At 39.1% G+C, this 18,829-nt stretch carries 22 protein-coding genes; 14 read left to right on the plus strand and 8 right to left on the minus strand.

Annotated elements, in window-relative coordinates; all coding sequences use genetic code 11:
- Positions 1-387: 387 nt before the first annotated feature.
- The gene (locus ACFE90_RS02540) at positions 388-1,272 is read left to right on the plus strand and encodes a hypothetical protein (protein WP_375497433.1); all 885 of its coding nucleotides are present in this window, start codon (positions 388-390) and stop codon (positions 1,270-1,272) included.
- Between the two features lie 55 nt (positions 1,273-1,327).
- On the opposite strand, the gene ACFE90_RS02545 is transcribed toward ACFE90_RS02540, so the two are convergent.
- Positions 1,328-1,531, minus strand: coding sequence for a DUF4926 domain-containing protein (locus tag ACFE90_RS02545; RefSeq protein WP_375497523.1), 204 nt, complete (start codon positions 1,529-1,531; stop codon positions 1,328-1,330).
- Between the two features lie 20 nt (positions 1,532-1,551).
- A complete protein-coding gene (locus tag ACFE90_RS02550; protein WP_375497525.1) occupies positions 1,552-1,638 on the minus strand; it encodes a hypothetical protein in 87 nt (28 codons plus the stop codon).
- Positions 1,639-1,782: 144 nt separating this feature from the next.
- On the opposite strand from ACFE90_RS02550, the gene ACFE90_RS02555 reads away from it, so the two are divergent.
- From ACFE90_RS02555 to ACFE90_RS02590, 8 genes are all read left to right on the plus strand, one after another.
- A complete protein-coding gene (locus ACFE90_RS02555) occupies positions 1,783-2,001 on the plus strand; it encodes a type II toxin-antitoxin system HicB family antitoxin (RefSeq protein ID WP_375497435.1) in 219 nt (72 codons plus the stop codon).
- Positions 2,002-2,220 carry a type II toxin-antitoxin system HicA family toxin gene (locus ACFE90_RS02560; RefSeq protein ID WP_375497437.1) on the plus strand — a complete coding sequence of 73 codons (219 nt, stop codon included), beginning with the start codon at positions 2,002-2,004 and terminating at the stop codon, positions 2,218-2,220. It begins immediately after the preceding gene.
- Positions 2,221-2,342: 122 nt separating this feature from the next.
- Positions 2,343-2,702: a hypothetical protein gene (locus ACFE90_RS02565; protein WP_375497439.1), complete on the plus strand. Its 360-nt coding sequence runs from the start codon at positions 2,343-2,345 to the stop codon at positions 2,700-2,702.
- The gene (locus ACFE90_RS02570) at positions 2,699-3,100 is read left to right on the plus strand and encodes a type II toxin-antitoxin system VapC family toxin (protein WP_375497441.1); all 402 of its coding nucleotides are present in this window, start codon (positions 2,699-2,701) and stop codon (positions 3,098-3,100) included. Before ACFE90_RS02565 ends, ACFE90_RS02570 begins: the two co-directional genes overlap by 4 nt.
- A 272-nt stretch (positions 3,101-3,372) precedes the next feature.
- Positions 3,373-4,146, plus strand: coding sequence for a nucleoside phosphorylase (locus ACFE90_RS02575; RefSeq protein ID WP_375497443.1), 774 nt, complete (start codon positions 3,373-3,375; stop codon positions 4,144-4,146).
- Positions 4,147-4,526: 380 nt separating this feature from the next.
- Positions 4,527-5,108 carry a TIGR02281 family clan AA aspartic protease gene (locus tag ACFE90_RS02580; RefSeq protein ID WP_375497445.1) on the plus strand — a complete coding sequence of 194 codons (582 nt, stop codon included), beginning with the start codon at positions 4,527-4,529 and terminating at the stop codon, positions 5,106-5,108.
- A 73-nt stretch (positions 5,109-5,181) separates the two neighbouring features.
- Positions 5,182-5,574 carry a carboxymuconolactone decarboxylase family protein gene (locus ACFE90_RS02585; protein WP_375497447.1) on the plus strand — a complete coding sequence of 131 codons (393 nt, stop codon included), beginning with the start codon at positions 5,182-5,184 and terminating at the stop codon, positions 5,572-5,574.
- A 178-nt stretch (positions 5,575-5,752) separates the two neighbouring features.
- Positions 5,753-6,565 carry an alpha/beta fold hydrolase gene (locus tag ACFE90_RS02590; RefSeq protein WP_375497449.1) on the plus strand — a complete coding sequence of 271 codons (813 nt, stop codon included), beginning with the start codon at positions 5,753-5,755 and terminating at the stop codon, positions 6,563-6,565.
- A 342-nt stretch (positions 6,566-6,907) separates the two neighbouring features.
- Here ACFE90_RS02590 and ACFE90_RS02595 read toward each other — a convergent pair whose 3' ends face one another.
- Both ACFE90_RS02595 and ACFE90_RS02600 read right to left on the minus strand, forming a co-directional pair.
- Entirely contained in the window at positions 6,908-7,255 is a 348-nt protein-coding gene (locus tag ACFE90_RS02595) for a hypothetical protein (protein ID WP_375497451.1), read from the minus strand.
- 63 nt (positions 7,256-7,318) lie between these two features.
- Entirely contained in the window at positions 7,319-8,800 is a 1,482-nt protein-coding gene (locus ACFE90_RS02600; RefSeq protein WP_375497453.1) for a CIA30 family protein, read from the minus strand.
- A 269-nt stretch (positions 8,801-9,069) separates the two neighbouring features.
- Here ACFE90_RS02600 and ACFE90_RS02605 point away from each other — a divergent pair, with 269 nt between their 5' ends.
- Both ACFE90_RS02605 and ACFE90_RS02610 read left to right on the plus strand, forming a co-directional pair.
- Positions 9,070-9,579: a HugZ family protein gene (locus tag ACFE90_RS02605; protein WP_375497455.1), complete on the plus strand. Its 510-nt coding sequence runs from the start codon at positions 9,070-9,072 to the stop codon at positions 9,577-9,579.
- Positions 9,580-9,715: 136 nt separating this feature from the next.
- Entirely contained in the window at positions 9,716-10,657 is a 942-nt protein-coding gene (locus tag ACFE90_RS02610) for an alpha/beta fold hydrolase (protein WP_375497457.1), read from the plus strand.
- Between the two features lie 28 nt (positions 10,658-10,685).
- Here ACFE90_RS02610 and ACFE90_RS02615 read toward each other — a convergent pair whose 3' ends face one another.
- The gene (locus ACFE90_RS02615) at positions 10,686-13,436 is read right to left on the minus strand and encodes a zinc-dependent metalloprotease (RefSeq protein ID WP_375497459.1); all 2,751 of its coding nucleotides are present in this window, start codon (positions 13,434-13,436) and stop codon (positions 10,686-10,688) included.
- A 940-nt stretch (positions 13,437-14,376) separates the two neighbouring features.
- On the opposite strand from ACFE90_RS02615, the gene ACFE90_RS02620 reads away from it, so the two are divergent.
- Complete coding sequence (locus ACFE90_RS02620; protein WP_375497461.1) at positions 14,377-14,772, plus strand: hypothetical protein; 396 nt, start codon at positions 14,377-14,379, stop codon at positions 14,770-14,772.
- 810 nt (positions 14,773-15,582) lie between these two features.
- On the opposite strand, the gene ACFE90_RS02625 is transcribed toward ACFE90_RS02620, so the two are convergent.
- The gene (locus tag ACFE90_RS02625; protein ID WP_375497463.1) at positions 15,583-16,254 is read right to left on the minus strand and encodes a LuxR C-terminal-related transcriptional regulator; all 672 of its coding nucleotides are present in this window, start codon (positions 16,252-16,254) and stop codon (positions 15,583-15,585) included.
- Positions 16,255-16,354: 100 nt separating this feature from the next.
- Between ACFE90_RS02625 and ACFE90_RS02630 the strand changes: the two genes are divergently transcribed.
- Positions 16,355-17,011 (plus strand): DUF3386 domain-containing protein, encoded by a 657-nt coding sequence (locus ACFE90_RS02630; RefSeq protein ID WP_375497465.1) that lies wholly within the window; start codon positions 16,355-16,357, stop codon positions 17,009-17,011.
- Positions 17,012-17,345: 334 nt separating this feature from the next.
- Here the strand turns inward: ACFE90_RS02630 and ACFE90_RS02635 are convergent, their stop codons facing one another.
- The gene (locus tag ACFE90_RS02635) at positions 17,346-17,729 is read right to left on the minus strand and encodes a nuclear transport factor 2 family protein (protein WP_375497467.1); all 384 of its coding nucleotides are present in this window, start codon (positions 17,727-17,729) and stop codon (positions 17,346-17,348) included.
- A gap of 226 nt (positions 17,730-17,955) precedes the next feature.
- The gene (locus ACFE90_RS02640) at positions 17,956-18,183 is read right to left on the minus strand and encodes a hypothetical protein (protein WP_375497469.1); all 228 of its coding nucleotides are present in this window, start codon (positions 18,181-18,183) and stop codon (positions 17,956-17,958) included.
- Positions 18,184-18,482: 299 nt separating this feature from the next.
- Here ACFE90_RS02640 and ACFE90_RS02645 point away from each other — a divergent pair, with 299 nt between their 5' ends.
- Positions 18,483-18,644 carry a hypothetical protein gene (locus ACFE90_RS02645; protein WP_375497471.1) on the plus strand — a complete coding sequence of 54 codons (162 nt, stop codon included), beginning with the start codon at positions 18,483-18,485 and terminating at the stop codon, positions 18,642-18,644.
- The last annotated feature ends 185 nt before the right edge of the window (positions 18,645-18,829 follow it).

Below are 18,829 nucleotides of genomic sequence, written 5' to 3' on the forward strand. Positions count from 1 at the left end.
TGTGTTTAATTCTTGAATATAAGTTACAACTGCTTGTATATCAGTGTCAAAAGCTTGTTTTTGTGTGACAAAAGCTAGTTTTGGAGTCTCAAAAGCTGGTTTTGGAGTCAGAAACTTAGTTTACAAGTCGCAAAACTTGATTTTTGTAGCTAGAACGAAGGGTGATATTTTATCTGGAAGCGTGGGGAATGTGAAGACTTGAGGAAAAGTGCGATCGGGTTAGTGTATTAAAGCTGAGTTTTCTAGGTAAAAGAGTTTGGATTTTAACCGGATATGCACGCAGACGAACGCGGAGAGATTGACGTTTTAATGCGTGTATATGCGGGTTCCACTGTAATTATTATTCTGTATATTTAAAAATATACAAAATAATCTCCAAAATCTTTTATGTATAAGATAGAAGTCAAGATAAATGGGCAATTTATCAATAATTTTTCTAAGTTTTCTATCTATGATTTAGTTTTTATTGACTTAGAATTTTGGCCGCATTATGTAGATGGAAAAGCAATACAAAGAATATATGGTTATACTATTACTCGTATTCTCAAAGCAACTAATCAGCAATATATCAAAGTTAAGTTTTTAGAATTTGAAGTTGAGGAAGAACAACTTGTTAAGGAAATTATGCAAGACATTTCTAGGTTGAAGAATAAAACATTTATTGGCTTTGAGATAAAAGATAGCGATCTTAAAACGCTGAATAATAGATTAAAAGCTCTATCAATCTACTCGAAAATTAATGAAATAAAGTTATTTGATTTTAGAGATTATTCACGAAAATATGGCTATAAAGGTTTAAATGGTTTGTTGAAACACCTTGAAATTAAAGTAAATAAAAAGATTGACGGTAGTTATTTTCGTAAGAATCCCAGAAAAGTATTTTTACGAAAAAGCGGTTGGATAGATATTTTATTAAATATGTTTGAGTATTGTTTAGAAGATGCCGCAGGTTATTTTGAAATTGTGTCAAATTGGAATAAAAAAAATCCTCTAATAACTGAAGATATGATTAAAAGTGAATCATTAAATTACTCTGAGCTAGAGAATAAACCATCAGTCACACTAATACAGCAGGATGCAGAAATATTTTCTATGCAAAACTTCCAAGCTTCATCAGATCAGCTTCTAGGTAGTTTGACAGTCGCAGATTTGGAAGCTTTAATCGTCAAAATCGTTCAGAAAACTTTTAAAGAAGAGATGCAGAAGTTAAAACATGAGCATTTACCAGATCAAATAACACAGATGAATCATCCACTAAAACTTTTTGTATAAATATTTGCATATATTTTAAAATATAAAACTTTATTTAGCTGTATTCCTTTATAAATTATAAATTTATCAGCCGCGATCGCGCAATTTCTCTTCTACCAATAGGACGTACTTGTATGCTGTGAAGTGAAACAATTGCCACAGTCTCGCCATCTAATGTGACAAATTCAACTTCATATCCTTTGCCACCCTGATGTACTAAAACAACTGTACCTATATCACCCTCTTTTAAACTATATTCTGGGATATCACTAGTCAGAATAACCCTATCAAGTTATTGAATCATTCTTCTCTCCGTTTCAATAGGTATGAAGTAACAAATTTAGGAATAGTTTCCCCTTTTTCAATAAACCAAGCCGAACGAATCATGGGGTTTATAACTTATTCTGCAATTATAAATTAGATTATCAGCCGCGATCGCGCACTTTCTCTTCTACCAATGCATGAAGTAACAAACTTAGGATTTGAGCGTTATATTTATTCTAGACCTCAACTATCCAAAATTAATTTATTATGAAATTTCAAGTAATTTTTACCTTTGATTCCGAATATGAAGGCTATGTTGCTGAGGTTCCTGAACTTCCAGGCTGCGTGAGTCAAGGCAAAACACTAGATGAGGCAGTTGAAAATATTAAAGATGCCATTACGGGATATCTCCACGTCCAAGCTAAACATGGCAAACCTTATATTGTTAAAGAATCGCAAGTATTTATCGGGGAAGTTGTAGTATAAATGGGACGTTTATCAAATATCTCTGGAAAAGAAGCTGTAAAGATTTTTGAAAACTTTGGTTATATATTAGATCACCAAACGGGAAGCCACATGATACTTTGGTGTGAATCAAAACCAACTTTATCAATTCCCAATCATCGGGAATTAGCACCAGGGTTACTTAGAAGTTTGATTCGACAGGCAGGAATTACAGTTGATGAATTTATCGAAAACAAATGAACTCAGATATAAGCATCATTATATTAGTCAAAATAACCCTATAAAATTCTTGAATCATCGCTGTTAATTTTACAGCCTTAGCCAATTATAATATACTTAAGATTTTACATAAGGATAGAACCATGACTAACATTCAAAATATGGTTCGCTTAAACTTAGATTTGTCACCTGAACTAAATCAGATACTAGACGAACTAGCAAATAAAATAGGCACAAGTAAAGGTGATGTTTTACGTCAGGCTATAACCTTGATGCAAATTATGGTTATAGCTAAAGAGGAAACCAAAAAATTAGGAGTCCCAGAAGCAAATCAATTGATAGTGAATGAAATCATCCTCTCATCTGAACAGCAGCCAAAACCTCATCCACTAGACACATTTATGGAAAAGCTTGGCCCTTGGGAAGATGAACGTACTGCTGAGGAAATAGTCAAAGACATTTATGATAGCCGTACTATTTCTAACAATGACATTAGTCTATGACTTATTTACTTGATACCGATACTTGCATTTATTGGATTAAAGATATCAATTCAGTTAGAACTAAAGTTAGAGAAATAGGATGGGAGCAAATTTATATATGTAGCATCACAGTTGCTGAGTTATATTTTGGTGCTTATAATTCTCAACGAGTAGTGGAAAATTTAACTCGTGCAGAAAACTTCATTCAAAACTTACCCGTCGTACCTTTAACTGATTCTGCTCTCAGAAAGTATGGTGAACTAAAGGCAGAATTCCGTAGAATAGGACAAACAATTGCTGAATTTGATTTACTAATTGCTAGTGTTGCAGTTGCAGAAAATTATACTTTAGTAACAAATAATACTCGCCATTACGAACGTATCAATGGATTAAAATTGGAAAACTGGATTATGCCTTAGAAACTCAACATTAGTTAGTCCCGATTATTTGACTGTATGCCATTCTAAATTAGATTATCAGCCGCGATCGCGCAATTTCTCTCTTACCAGAAACCATATTTTTAACCCTATTGAGATATTGCAATTAAATGATATTGATTAACTACTTTTGAAGTCCATATCACTAACTAGGACACTCTGACATATCTCATATACATTGATGTTTATTCGTGATCAGGATTTAGCTGGTAATAGTTAGGAAAAGCATATAATTTGAGATAAATTGTCATTCTATGCTAAATCAACGCTTTTATCACATTGGCTTTGGACAAGACGATTTAGGTTCATCGCCTCCCACCATTGCCCTATTATCTGGCGATCCAGAGCGCTCGCGTCTAATTGCCCAAACTTATTTACAAGATGTGCGCTTGTTGTCAGAGAATCGCGGACTCAATAGCTACATAGGATACTTACCTAATGGTCGTACCATTTTATCAGCTACTAGTGGTATGGGTGCGCCTTCATTAAGTATCATTGTCAATGAGTTAGTACAAGTAGGAATCCGGCAAATTATTCGCATTGGAACTTGTGGTTCCATTCAACCTTATATACCAGTCGGTAGCGTTGTTATTAGCAGTGCAGCATTGTGTCGTCAAGGTGCAGCAAATGATATTGCGCCTGTGGAATATCCAGCCGCAGCCGATCCTTTTCTGACAGTCGCTTTAATTAAAGCTGCGCGAGAATTAAAGGTTGAACATTACATAGGAATTACGGCATCAGTTGATACTTTTTACGAAGGACAAGAACGCACTGATTCAGCGAATTCAAATTTAATGCGATCGCTGCATGGTATTACAGAAGAATATCGGCGATTAAATATCTTAAATTATGAGATGGAATGCGGCACACTATTCAAAATGGCAGGAGTGTATAATTTTGCAGCTGCTGCTGTTTGTGGTGTAGTTGCTGGGCGTACTGTTAGTGAAAATATCATCTTAGAACAAAAGGATATTGCTGTTACAAATGCGATCACAACTGCTGTACATGCAGCAGGAACCCTTGAATAATCACAAATGTATCTTATTTAACTTCTTAGTCTGCTATATTTAATATGCTCTAAATAGTTTTATCATGTCTTTACCTAATCTTTAATTTATCAATTAGTAATTATAGATAGTATGTATTGAGTAAAATGCAATTTTATCTTCTGGAAAAATTTAAATAAACAAAAAAGCACTAATTAACTTAAAATTACAAAAAGTATGTGATTAACATAAACAATGTTTGTCACAAAAACAACAGCCTTTATTTTAAGTTTTTTTGTAATAAAGGTTATAATAACTTGCTTTTCCTATTAAAACTATGGATTTATAGCACCCATTTGTTGCAGCTACTATGATGAATTAAGCTATTAAAAGATATCAGCATAATTGGAGAAAAGTATAACATGAAGAATGCTTGGAGGCGTTGGATTACGACCGTTAACCTAACTGCGATGTCTACGACGGTCTACGCCTACGCACTAATGCCAACGCTGATATTTTTAGCATTCTCTCATCGGGCAACAGCTGACGATCCAGGAGCATGTTACATGATAACCTCCTCTGGTAAAACCGTTGGATTGGGAAGGCTTTGTGGCAATATACCCGTAGCTTCAGAGAACAGAGTTTTTCGAGTCCCAATCAAACGCCGCTTTGGTGGAACTCCTGTGATTGATGTCACCTTCAACGACAAAAAAACCTTTGAAATGATTGTAGATACGGGTTCCAGTGAAACTATTATCACTCAAGGGATGGCGAATACACTTGAACTCCAGCCTACAGGTACAATGCAAGCCCAAATTGCCGATGGTAGCCAAGTAGAATTTCCAACCAGTCAGGTAAAATCTATTGCAGTAGGTGGAGTTACAACCAATAATCTTCAGGTAGCGATCGCACCAAAAGCAAGCATCGGCTTACTGGGTCACGATTTCTTTGGCAGCTATGATATCAAGATTCTGGAAAAAGAGGTCGAATTTCATCACCGCTAATGTCCGCAGCTAAAAACGTAGTATCCTACATTTTGGTATCTATAAAAGGATGGGGTTTCTACCCAAATTTTCCATGACTAAGCTGATTGAATACGAAGAAGCCAGCGACGAAGTACGTGCAGTATATGACGACATCCGCGCTACACGCCAGAATGACTATATCAATAACTTTTGGAAAGCTATAGCCAATCATCCCCCTACTTTGCAACGAACTTGGCAAGCGGTGAAGGAAGTGATGACTGGCCCCGGTGAGATTGATCCACTGATGCGCGAACTAATTTACATCGCCGTGAGTGCGACGAATGGCTGTGAGTATTGCATCGCCTCGCACACAGCAGGGGCGCTGGCCAAGGGTATGAATGATACCATGTTCGGGGAACTCATGGCGATCGCAGCCACTGCCAACATGACCAATCGCCTTGCCAACGGCTATCAAATTCCAGTGGACGAGAAATTTAAGACGTAGGAGTATAGCCTTGTCCATCCCTGCTTAGGGACTTCCAAATAAAAAAATACTCAAAAAACTGGCGAAAAAACTCTCTCCTCCTTATTCCTCTGTGTTCTCTGTGTCTCTGTGGTTCGTTTATTTGGATAATTTATTTCTTGGAAGTCCCTTAAGAAAAGGTTTAGCAGAATAATTTACTATGCCCAAAGTTCAGATTAACGGGATTGATTTGTTCTACGACATTAAGGGAAAGGGTGAGCCTTTGCTATTAATAGCTGGCTTCCTTTGCGATCATACATATTGGTCGCTGATTATGCCATCGCTAGTTTCGCAGTATCAAGTAATTCGCTTAGACAACCGAGGTATGGGGCGAAGTTCTGCTCCGGAAAACCCCTATAGTCTGAAACAGATGGCCAATGACGTTGCAGCATTGCTCGATCACATTGCGATCGATAAGGTGCATTTAGCAGGTCATTCAATGGGTGGCCAGATAGCCCAAGAGTTAGTGTTAGCACATCCTGAAAAGGTAGAAAGTCTGATACTACTTTCGTCCTTGGCAAAGGGTGATGGATTATTTAACAGCATTATCGAGACTTGGGGCGACCTCTGCAAAAATGTAGACTTGAAACTTTATGAAAAAGTCGTATTACCTTGGATATTTACAGATACGTTCTACTCGATTCCTGGGATGATCGAAGGTTTGATTGAATTTGCAATCAGATATCCTTTCCCACCTGCGGCTCATTCACTCTATCATCACAGCCGAGCCATGCTTGACTTTGACACAATAGATCGTCTTCAACAAATTCATTGTCCTACCCTAGTTCTAGTTGGTAAACAAGACATTCTCACCCCGCTAAAGTTTTCCCAGCAACTTGCTCAAGGCATTCCCAACGCTGAACTTTTAGTCCTCAACGATGGGGGTCATGGCTTCTTAATTGAGTCCCCGGATGCTGTGGTTTCAGCTATGCTTAATTTCCTGCGGAAGTTGAAGCCAGTTTACACTATATAATTAATAAAACTGGTTCTACCGCTCCATTTCTGGTTTATCGTTACCCACATTTTTGTAGCACAAAGTGTCGTGCTCACCCGATATCTCGCCCCAAACTTAAGTTCTGGGCTAATAGCTAAAGTCCACTCTAGTGGATTGAAATTTTCCCTCTTACATAAGATAGCCTTCTACATGGCTGAAAATTTTGTATTTAGTCCTCTTGAGAGGACTTTAGCTATTAGCCTTGGAATTTATTCCGAGGCGGGAATAGTAACAAAGCCCAAGATTTAAAAAATGTTAGTAATGACAAAGTATTAAAGGCAGAGTTTAATTTTTGAAAAATAGACAGGCTAATTCAAATATTCAGCGAGTTTCTAATTTAGCAACTCGCGCCTCTAATTTGTTGACTTGTTGCTTCAATTCAACCACCAAAGTTGCAAGCCGATCAAACATCGGATCTTGCTGTGATAAGTTCCTTCTGGAACCAGTTGACTGCCGTGGGGTAAGTGTTGTTCTTGGGGATGGAGACTGGCGGCTTCGACCAAGTTGAGACTCTAACTGATTTAATCGTGACTCGACACGATTTAAGTCCGCTTCCAGGTTGTAGATGCGAGACTCTACTTGCTGGGATGAAGCAGTGTTTCCAAATAACCCACCCCAGAGAATTGTTGCTAAAATCCCGGCAAATATTAGCACTTGGATTTTTTTCATAACAGTCTATTTAGATAGGATGTGTTGGTATGGCTACAGAGTATAAGTCTGTAGTCACTTCACTTATTTATCCTTTACTAAATTAGAAAATAACTTCTGCCAATCGATAGAGTTAACAGTATTATCTCCCTGTTTCACTTCAAATGTGATATTACAAGCTTTTTCTATCTTTAAAGCTTGCACACAAAGTTCTGCTACATCCTCACGGCTAATTTTGCCCTTAATATTATCACCTTGCTCGAATATTAATTCCTTACCTCCTACTTCTTCTGTTAAAGCACAAGGTCTAATAATCGTATAAGGAATTCCGCTTTCTCTTAAACTATCTTCTCCCTTCAACTTCCAAGTTAAAATTCCTCCCAATTGGTCATTTAATTTCACTGCTGGCGGTTCTTCATCTAAATTAATGCCAGGGCGTCCGGGACGAGTTACGCCTGCTGAACTGACGAGGATAAATTGTGGTATTGTCCCACCATAAGCTTTAATTGATTCCAACTGCAAAGCAAAACCACCTGGAGAAAATTTGGGATTCAAAGCGCCATCGTGTTCAAATTTGCTCAACATCAGTTGGAATGAACAAACTCTATTCTGCTCAAGTGGCGGCGCATCTTTGACAGTTTTTGCCCGAAAGACGGGAATCAAATCTGCAAAGGGAATGTGAACATCTATCCAGGTCTTAGCTACGGTATCGAAAGAATAGCTATAGCCAATACCATCCCATTTTGTATCTGTCCGCAGGAATATTTTATAACGCTGACCGTCACCTTTGACGCGCAATTTCACACCTTCGCAATCAGATAAGTTGAAGGGTGGATCAAAATTCTTGGTTCTAATAGAAGCAAATCCGCCAGAGTTAGCTGTGGAGACATTACCAGCAAACAAAGCTGTATTTTCTACTAATTGGATATTACTGGCACTCACGCCACCCATGACAACATCATCCAGCGCGCCCCAGTAATCTTTTAATTCTGCTGATGGCTTGGTGAAATCAAATATCGGTTTTTCGTTTGCTTGGGGTAAATATTTTGCCGCCGCTTGGACTAAGTTTTTAACACCTTGATATTCTACATTTTCTGGGGTGTCGCCAACAATTTCTGGCTGGTAAAATTTAACCCCTTGATAATATTTGGCTCTATCTGCTGTGTCTCCCTCAACTGGTTGCACGCGCACTGCTGTGCAACAAACTACAGCTTGGATATCAGCCATAACTAAAGAAGTTAAAGTTTCTGGTTGGGTGATATCCGCAACTACTAAGTCTATATCATTACCAAGAATTGACCGGGCTTTGTCAATGTCTCGAACTAGGGCGCGAACTTTATAACCTTGTTGGAGTGATCGCTGCACCACTCGTTTACCTACACCACCTGTTGCACCTGCTACTAATATTACACCCACATTTCTTCCTCCATTGGGTCTATCTTGATTATCCTTAGGACGGCCTTGGATTAACTGCTGTACCCAGTTAAAGAAAGGAATTACCTCAAAGTAAGTCAGAGTTTCGATAAACCTGCCTAAATCCCATTGAGAACGATTTTTGTCAGTCATATTTGCGTCCTCATAACTTTCTTAAGTTTAGCCCAATGTTTATTTCTCCAAATCCTCCGGTACTCAGAGCTTGGATAATGCTGAATTGCTTTAATTTAGGGGAAAGGGTACAGGAGATACCTGTAATCTATTCCCTTCAATGAGGAACACTAGCTACAATTAAGCCAAATCTTTGGCATTGCATGCGACGCCAAATAGCCCGTCGTAGACATCGCTCAATCACGTTAGGATACTTAATGAGGTGTTCCTAATCAAACGGTAATTTATTTATGAGCCAACTTGAAGACATTCAAGCTGAGTACGAAAAGTTTCCAGAAGAATTAGAGAGTGTAATTATTAGCACCGTGAACGCACAGTCAATACCCAATGCTAGTTATGCTCCCTTTGTAATAGATGATTCTAAAAACATCTACATTTACGTCAGTGGTCTTTCAACTCATACCAAAAATCTCTATGACAATCCTCATGTTAGTGTCTTGTTTATCGAGGATGAAGCCAAGAGTAATCTAATTTTTGCCCGTCGTCGTTTGAGTTTTGATTGTACGGCAAATTTGATAGAGCGTGAAACTGACAAGTGGAATCAAATTGTTGAGCAATTTCAAGGGCGGTTTGGTCAAATTATCGAGGTTTTGCGCGGCTTGTCTGACTTTCGGATTTTCCAGCTAACTCCAAGTGAAGGTCGTTTTGTAGTTGGTTTTGGGGCAGCCTATCACATTAGTGGTGATAACCTAAATCAAGTTGTTCAGATCACAGGAGATAGTAATCAAAAGCAAGGATGAATTGTATGCGAATTAAATATGAAATAGTTTAGGAAACAAAAAGTTTACTTACTCCGATATTTCTCGGTAAGCTTAACTTTATACCTCGTAATTTTGCCTTCGGGTAAAGTGCCATTAAACTATACTTTTTAATTTTATGCTTCAGTTTCAACCTCCTGGCTTTGGACATAAACTTATCCATACATCCTTGGGGGCAATGGTTTACTATACCCAAACGAATGCACCTTGGGCGTTTTCTGATACTGAAGATTTACCTCCACTACTGTTTCTCCATAACTTTGGTGGTGGGGCGTCTGCGTATGAATGGTCTAAAGTTTACCCGGCTTTTGCCTCTAATTACCACATTTTAGCTCCCGATCTAATCGGCTGGGGAGAATCGGCTCATCCAGTCCGGGATTATAAAATTAGGGATTATCTCAGCACGATCGCAGAGTTTATCATTGAAACTTGTCGTCGACCAGTGACGGTGGTTGCCTCGTCTTTAACAGCCGCTTTTGTTATTCGCCTAGCTATTGTTCAACCCAATTTATTCAAAGCGCTGTTTTTGGTGTCCCCCTCTGGATTTGATGATTTTGGGCAGGGTGCTGGACGCAGACTTCCGCTTTCTGTGATCAATGCGCCTCTGTTGGACAATTTTATTTATATGCTTGGTGCTGAAAATGAAATTGCAGTCCGAAATTTTTTACAAAGTTTTCTGTTTGCCAAGCCACAACGAGTATCTCAAGAAATGGTGGAGGCTTATTTAACCTCTGCACAACAGCCTAATGCCAAATTTGCCGCTTTGTCATTTTTGCGGGGCGATCTTTACTTTGATCTGAGTTTATATATTAAACAACTGACAATTCCCACGGTCATTTTTTGGGGAGAAAAGGCACAATTTACCAGCATCAAATTAGGACGACGCTTGGCAAATTTAAATCCAAGTGCAATTCAAGATTTTTATGCGATCGCAGATGCAGGAGTATTACCTCATTTGGAAATGCCAGAGGTTGTGATTGGTTTATTGCAAAGGTATCTTGGGGGAGTGAGGAGTAGGGAGTGGGGAGCAGGGGGAGCAGGGAAGGCAGGGGGAGAATAACAAATGACAAATGACAAATGACAAATGCCTACTTAGAAATTAACTGTGCATTTAATGCTTTAGCGATGCGATCGCCAGAAGCTTCTAAGTGGGCTAGGGTGTAAATATCAAGACTTTCACTCAGTTGTTTGAGTTTGACATTAATGGCTTTTTGCAGTTGGCGCAATTTATACCAAGCCAGTGTCCGACCATCTTCAGGTGTATCAGTAGTACCCAACATCATCTCTAGCAAAATATTCAGATGTTCCCGTTGCAATGAACGGCGGATGCTAGAAATTGGCTTTGGTTCTCTTGGGGTTAAAACTTCTGTCCAGATGCCTGTTTGCAGGGTGTCGAACAGTTCTGGGATGGAAAGTGCTTCTCCAGGCAGAGTTTTTAATTCTATATCTTGTAAACGATTCAGGCGATCGCTGTCTAACAGCGATCGCAGTACTGCACTTTGGAAACCCAAAATGCGATCGTGAATTGGATAATCAAGGCGGTTGTTAGGTACAGAACTACCCCAGTGTTCCCAGCGCGATGGTGCTAGTTGATTCAACAATTGTGGTGAAAAACTGAAAGCATTCTCAGAAAATACATACTCTTGTAACTTTGTCAATGCTTGACGTTGTTTTAAAAGTGAAACTGGTATAAATGTCCAAGAAGCATCATCACTAGCATGGAGACGCCGAAACGATTGTCCACCGATGTATTTAGAAAGTAAGGTGGCGTTGCGAAAATAATATTTAAGTACTCTATTGAATGAGACGCGCAGGTTACTATAACTTTCTCCAATCGATAGATAACCCTTGTCAAGGCGTTGCCACATAAAACGGGCATTATCCATTTGCCACTGCGAATAAAGTAGCACATCACTACTCATGTCCCAGACATTTGCCAAAGGATTAATGTCCCAGATATCTTCATCAGTTGCATAAGATAATTCTGGTTGAGGCGACACCAGTGCAATCTGCTCCAAAAAAGTTTTTTCTGATTCTGGAATGATTCCCTCAAGTGTTACTGATGGGCTTCTTTTATAACCATACTCAATTGCCCATTCGTCATAGGGCCCAACAACTCCTGGGAAATAGTCACCTTGTTGTATTCCTTGTGGTGCAATATTCACAGGTAGATAGTCCATGATCGAACCCACTAAACCTTTAGTGCGAGTGATTTGAGTATTATTTAATTCTTCGGGCGCTAACATGGTGCTGCCGTGAAAGTTGTGGCGCAAACCGAGAGTATGCCCGACTTCGTGAGCAATGAGAGAACGCAAATATTGATGCACATACTTCTTCATAGTTTCACTACTGGGTGTAGTGTTTGGCAAAATTGACAACACCAACGCCCCCATTGCGGCTTGATCTGAAGACTCCATGCTATAGCAGAAGTCATTGTCTACTAAATGTTGTTCAGGAAAAGCTTTAAAACCTTTTGAGAACATTGCAGATAAATTACCTGGGCATGGGTTTTTGCCCAGTTGAGAAAAATGTCCATCCGTAAAAGATGAATTTGCTTCCATCAGTGCGTGATATTCTTGCTGAATTGAACGCACCATATTGGCATCTACAATAATATCTGCATCCAATATTTCCCCGGTGAGTGGGTTAACGCGTACTGGGCCTCTGGCAAAACCTGCATCTAAAGAATTGAACCAGCGAACAGTGTTGTAATGTACATCTGCGGGTTGCCAATCAGCATCATCTGGCATTTGCTGCACTTCAATAGCATTTTGAAATCCAGCTTTTTCAAACGCTTTGTTCCACATCAAAATACCTTCACGAATCGCATCGCGGTACTCTAGCGGCACAGCATTTTCAATCCAAAACACAATTGGCTTTTTGGGTGGAGATAAGGGGGCGTTAGGATCTGATGGCTCTAGATGCCAACGATTGATGTAACGGACAAATGATTCATGAGCATTATTATTAGATAAATTTTGGAAAGCAGTAATAAAATATCCTACTCTGTCATCTGCAAGTCTAGGAATATAACCAGTGTTTTCTCTAAGCTGAGAAAAACTGTAGTGTACCTTCAGAGTAAGTGCCCTGCTATCGGGTACTGTGACTAAATTTGCTCCTTCTAGTGATGAAAACCCGTAAACAGAATCAACTTCTACATTTTCTGTAAAGCTGTTAACATCACCAAAATAAGACTTTCTTGCATCCAAGTGATAATCAGCCTGCAAAGAGTATTTTAATAAGGTAGTTAAGCCGGGAAAATCCTGCATTAGCAGTTCATCCAGGCTAATTAAAATATTTTTACTGTGTGAATTGATAGTGTATATTTCGAGTGAATAAAGAACTGAGTCGCTAAAAGAACGAGCAAGCGATCGCTGTTCTGGTCTACCTTTTGCGCGGAATTTAACATTACGAACAACAAAGTGCAATCTATTCTTTACTCGTTGGAAATAGAAGATAAAATCAGATAGTGGTAATCCACTATAAATTCCCTTTTCTCCGACGCCAGATTCCAATGTAACTATAGCTAGATAGTCTTTATTTAGCTGCTCTGGTTTAATTTCTAAGTAAATTTTGCCCGAATCGCCACTGCAATAAAGTGTAAAGAGTCCCTCTAGTTTATCTATTCTTTTGACAATCTCATTAAATCGGCAAAAATCTTTTTTTCTACTTTTAGTAAGATTATTGTCAGTACTTGCTAAGTTTTCAACAGTTGGAAGTGCATTTAATTGTTGCACATCAATATTTGAAAGTTGGTTTGCTCCTGCGTAATCACTTGATATGAGCAAGTTATACAATAATACTATACAGATTGCGAATTTCCTTATCCAGTCTTTCATCCTTTGGCTTTCCAGCTGAACCAGTTCTCGTGTTGAGGAAAAAATGTGGATTAATTTGCCGTCTGCAAGCCCTTTAATATCTAGGGATTACGGTATAAATCCACTCATTTAGACAAAACTTTGTCTCTAGCCTAAAAGTCGTCTTACTATTGATTGTTATTAGTAGCTATTTATTTTTATGCATCAAGTATCTGTTTATTAAGATAGATAATTTATCTAACCAAAGATACATGTTTTATTAATTTATATCTGTATTAAAGACCAAATGTAGCATTAAAAATGTATTTAGTGCTACATTTGTCGGCTAAAGTAATCTCAAGCATCATTTATAAACAGAAAGATAGACTCCTAAAAAAGCTGTTCATGTGAGTGATTGACGTATTCTTGCCCAAAGGAGCCTTGAGGATATTATCCTGTAATTGCTTCAAATCAATTACAGGATAATATCCCGCTACTGGTTGCAGTTTGGAGGCGGTTGTTGGAGAAACTTTAGCACCGAATAAATTCAGATTTCAGAATGGCAATATCACCCAAGTTTTCTTAGTTTTTGTAAGCGATTATCGCTTGGAGTTGTTGTAGCTTTTTGAACATAATGATTTTCTTTAATAGATTGAAAAAATGGGAGCATCCCAATGCAAGTAAATTTCCCAAAATCGTACAAGTCAATTGCGAATGAAGTGTAAAGTCAACGGCATAGCTTTGCTTAACGCGCTAGCTTTTCTAAGAGTTGTAAAATGAAGCGATCGCAACATCTGTACTTTGCCATTGCTTTGTTTCACTGCGTTCCGCTCGCAATGACCAATTAGCGTCAAACAAATCACCTCTTCCCAAAGATTTAAAATATATTTCTTTTGTATAACTAAAATATGCCTTTTGCTAGAAGGATAATTACCTTTCTATAGTTAATCTTTAATTTGTAGTCAAAAAAAAGCTAATTGGCATGATAAATTTGATTTATAGGACGATTGGTAACATCAGTTCCCTACTTAAAGGACTTCAGGTAAAATCTTTTTTGGCTGTGGTCGTAGTTGGTTTTCTAGTGCTGACGACAAATGTTAGTGATGGATCAAATGACAAAGGCTTAAAGGAGAGAGTTCGCCAACAGGTAGAGCAAAATGATGCCCAAAGACCGAAAACAGTAGGGCAGTGGTTTAAGGATGCTCGTGAAACGGAAGATTCTCCTGGTGAAAGACTTCAGAAGATTGGGCAGCAGTCAGGAGAAGCCCTTAAAGAGTTTGGAGGTGGATACGTAAAGGGCGCTAAAGAAACTGCTAGTGATGTAGGCGACAGTGCGGCAGAGGCAGCCAGAGATGTCTCAAACAAAGTTGGACGTTAAATGCGTTACGATATCCTATTGGCAGCAAGTACTAATAACTTTTCGCAAATAAAAGAGTAATAATAGGGGCGCTGGTGTATAACCACCGAATTCTAATAGTTGGGTAACGCGCTTACCATTGCTTGCTGATCATAGATTGTAGTCTTTCTCACTTGCATAAAATATAGTCCTTTAGTAGGGGCGTACAATTAGCTGTGCGCCTCTACTGCAATATTCAGATTAATACAAGATAAGAAATTATTATTTATACCTACTCATTCAGCTGCTATCAAGCGGTTATGTATAGCTTTTTACTAAAATAAAGTAATTATTTAACAGCTATTTATGGCGCAAGAGCTTATAGCAGTCCTATTTGATTCGTGAAAAATATAAAATTTGAAAACGTAGACGCAAAGCGGCTTGCCGCAGGCTACCGCAAAGTATTGGCTTTGGGCGCAAAGGAAGAAAGAAGAAAGAGATATATAATTTTCACAAATGATTTAGGACTGCTATAGAATACAATTATTTTTACTTTTGACTTCAGCCTTGCGGTACTAGCCATGCGATCGCTCATTTCTAATTCAGGCAGTTTTACAATCAAACAATCAGGTTTGATTATCACTTTGATTGATTTAAAGTTGACTTTTTTACCAAGGCGATCGCAGCTATATAATGACAGATAAGACAGTTAAGAAATTGATTGCAAGAAAAGAATCGAGCCTTAAGCATTAACTAGATAATTAAGGCTTTTAGTTAGCAAGCCCCTGATGATTTGAAGGCTTACGCACTCTAAAAATTTCTGCTTGCGTGAATTAACGAAACTACATCTTTTTATGAAACTTGTATCTCTTGTAGCTTTGCCACCATTTCAGCACGCGCCGAAACCTTCAACTTACGAAACATCCTCTTCAAAGCTTGTTTAACGGAATTTTGTGTAATCCAAAGTTTTTCCCCAATTTCCGCGTTCGTTAACCCCTGCGCCACTAATTCGGCAATTTCTAACTCACGCGCTGTTAGAGGATTTACTAAAAGAGAATGGGATATTTTTGGTTTTGTCCGTAGATTTGCCATTTTTGCTGATAAATGAATGCATAAGGCACTCAAATCAGCTAAATCGTTGCCATTAAAAGCAGGATTTCCCTTGTCACGAGCCAAGTTAAGCGTTCCCACAAGACGACCATCGCAAACAATTGGCCCAGTCATTACGTGTTCGTGATCGGAACGTGAGCAAAAATGCTTCCAGTCTCCTGGCGATAATAATAACTGTTCATGGGCGGGAGCGTGACGCTCAACCACGTAGCGCCCGACTGGATTGCTTTCTAAGCATACTGCCGGAATGCCCTGAACATCGATTTGGGCCGTTGGTTGCTCATCTAGGAAATAAATGCCCCAATTTTGCACACCAAAATGCTCACCAATTTTATCCGTGAGAGCTAGCCTTAATTCTTGCTCATTTTGGACATTGGCGATCGCATCAAATACAGTGTGGAGAGAATTAACCATAAGTGTACCCAGTTGGGGACTATCCAAGCCTCAACAATTACTTCTATGCTAATACCAAGGAAACTAAAACGCTAATTACAGTAGCGACTAGGAGAAGCACATGACAGTTACACAACTCTCTGCTCAGGAACTTTTCCGGGCTGCTTATGAGAACCGCTACACTTGGGACAAGAATTTCCCTGGTTATACCGCAAATATTACCTTTAAGCATGATAATAAAGTGTTTACAGGCAAAGTAATCATCAACGCCAATCTCAAAGCGGAAGTTTTGGATGTAGATGACGAGTCGGCCAAGCAAGCAATTCATGGTCAAGCATGGGAGATAGCAATTCACCGCATCCGCCGCAGCTTTGAAGACACTCACAGCGCCAATACGTTTAGCTATGGTAAAACTGATGAAACTGGTGCGGTTGAGCTTTTAATTGGTGGTAAGGCTGAGGGCGATAAATACAAAGTCCGCAATAATGAAGTATGCCATGTTCACCGTCTAATTCACGGTATTTATGTTACAATTGACACCTTTAGCAGTCACGACACTGGGGAAGGCTACCTATCCCACCGCTATGACTCTGTGTACCATGACCCCAAGACTGGAGAACAAAAGGGCGGTAGAAGCGAATTTACCGATGAATATGAAAAAGTTGGAGACTATTTTATTCTAAATCGTCGGGAGATTCGCACCGAGACAGCAGGACAAGTTTCTATTCAAGAATTTATCTTCTCTGAAATTAAGTTGTTGGAACCTGTTGCTGCTTAATATGTATTTTGTAATCTAAAAATCAGCGTAGGCTGCGCCTACGCTTTTTTTTGATATTGGGGTGCGAGTAGCAACGGAACAGAAAAGCGGGATAAGAAAATAAAATCAAAAATATTGGCAAAATTCAAATCACACTTCAATTGGTACAGGTTTCTCCGTGGCGATCGCGTTCGCGTAAGCGTCCGCTCTGCGGAAGCGCTGCCGCCCACGGCAGATCGCTTGGGTTAAAAGCGGCTCATCAAATCCAAGCGCGTAACTTTCTGTACGGATGCTTACTTCACCCCGGATACAGAAGAAGGCCGCCCGCCGATGCCTGTTCGATAGGAGCGCGTGGTTAGGCCTTTGGGGTGGACGATGGAAGTGGACAGACTTCCATAGCTTGAATCAAGCCGTGTTCAAGGGTGAATCGATGGCCCACGTGCTCATCGGCAAGAACTGCTCCATCCAAGTCACGCACGACCTGATGCACATCGACCAAAATGCGCCCGGCCTCCTCCGAGTAAAAGGAAATCGGCTCGACGTGCGGATTGATCTCGCTCCATTGCTCCGTCCAGTAAGCGCGAACTTCTTCAGACCCACGGACAAAACCGCCTTTGAACGCTTTTGGCCAAGTCACGTCCGGAGTCATGAGGGCAAGGGCAGCGTCAATGTCTCGCGCGTTGAAGGCTGCGTAAGCCGCACGGAGCAGTTCGATTAGGAGTGCAGGTTGATCTGACATTTATAGGTATGGTGAAGGAGATGCAGTAAAAACTAATAATTTATTGTACAGAGTTTAGTAGATTCAGTCATTAGTTAAATACAGATAAATTAAAAGGTGAAAAAGGAAAAGGGATGAACAAGTCGCCTACTAGGGATGAGGTTTTTACCTTTCTCCCTCGCCCCTTGTCAATAAATAAACTATCTCTTAAATAAGTCAGAAAGCTAATGCGTTATCAAGTTTAAAATTAATCTTGCTTGAAACCACAACCCAAACATCGCATACAAACAAAGAAAGCCGCTAAAACTGAGATTATCTCAAATAGCAATTGAAATGACAAAGGAGCCAGAGCAAATCCCCAAACCAGAACAATTGTCCCAACTACCATAGCCGCAATGCGATGAATTTCCTCCTTAGTTCTTAAAGCAAAGAAGAAAGTTGCTAACCCAATTAATAAAAAGACTAAGCTACTCATAAAGATATTTATTAATTAGAAGTGAAAGTAAATCATGCAAAGCTACAATGCTGACAAAGATTGCAAATGCCAATTATCTAAAATTTAGCATATAAAGATTTTACAGCCTAGCCTACGTTCGGAGACATTTGTGATTAAATATCAATGTGGTTCAGTTTCAAGCGATATAGAAAGCACTAATCTCCTAGCCCTGTAAACAGTAAAAAATTCGTTTTTGATGATTTAATCTGCAATTGTTATTACAACATTTGTCTTACTTGCATTAAGTATTAATGTTTGTTTAATTTGAGTTTAAATCAATGGTGAGTCCTGGTTTACTGTTGTTTATAGAATCTTTGAGTGTGGTTTTTGGTTCCAATATTGGCACAACTAGTAATGCTAGCGATGTTTACAACAGACTACGCCTACGCATTTTTGCCCTGCGCTGTCCGTCTTCGTGCATTGGAACGGCTAATCCCTGATTAAAAAACCAAAATCGGCAGACCTAAAGAGTGTAGGTGGGGTGCTGACAGAAGTAATGGTGATTTTGAGTTATTCTCACTGACCTAATTTATTCTACTTGACTTATCAATGTTTCCTGACCTATGTCAGCATTTTTTGTTTTAAAAACCAGTTAAGAAGCGCATTTTCAAGCTCCTAGCGATTT

The sequence above is a fragment of the uncultured Nostoc sp. genome (assembly GCF_964245445.1).
In the GTDB taxonomy this organism is placed as follows: domain Bacteria; phylum Cyanobacteriota; class Cyanobacteriia; order Cyanobacteriales; family Nostocaceae; genus Nostoc.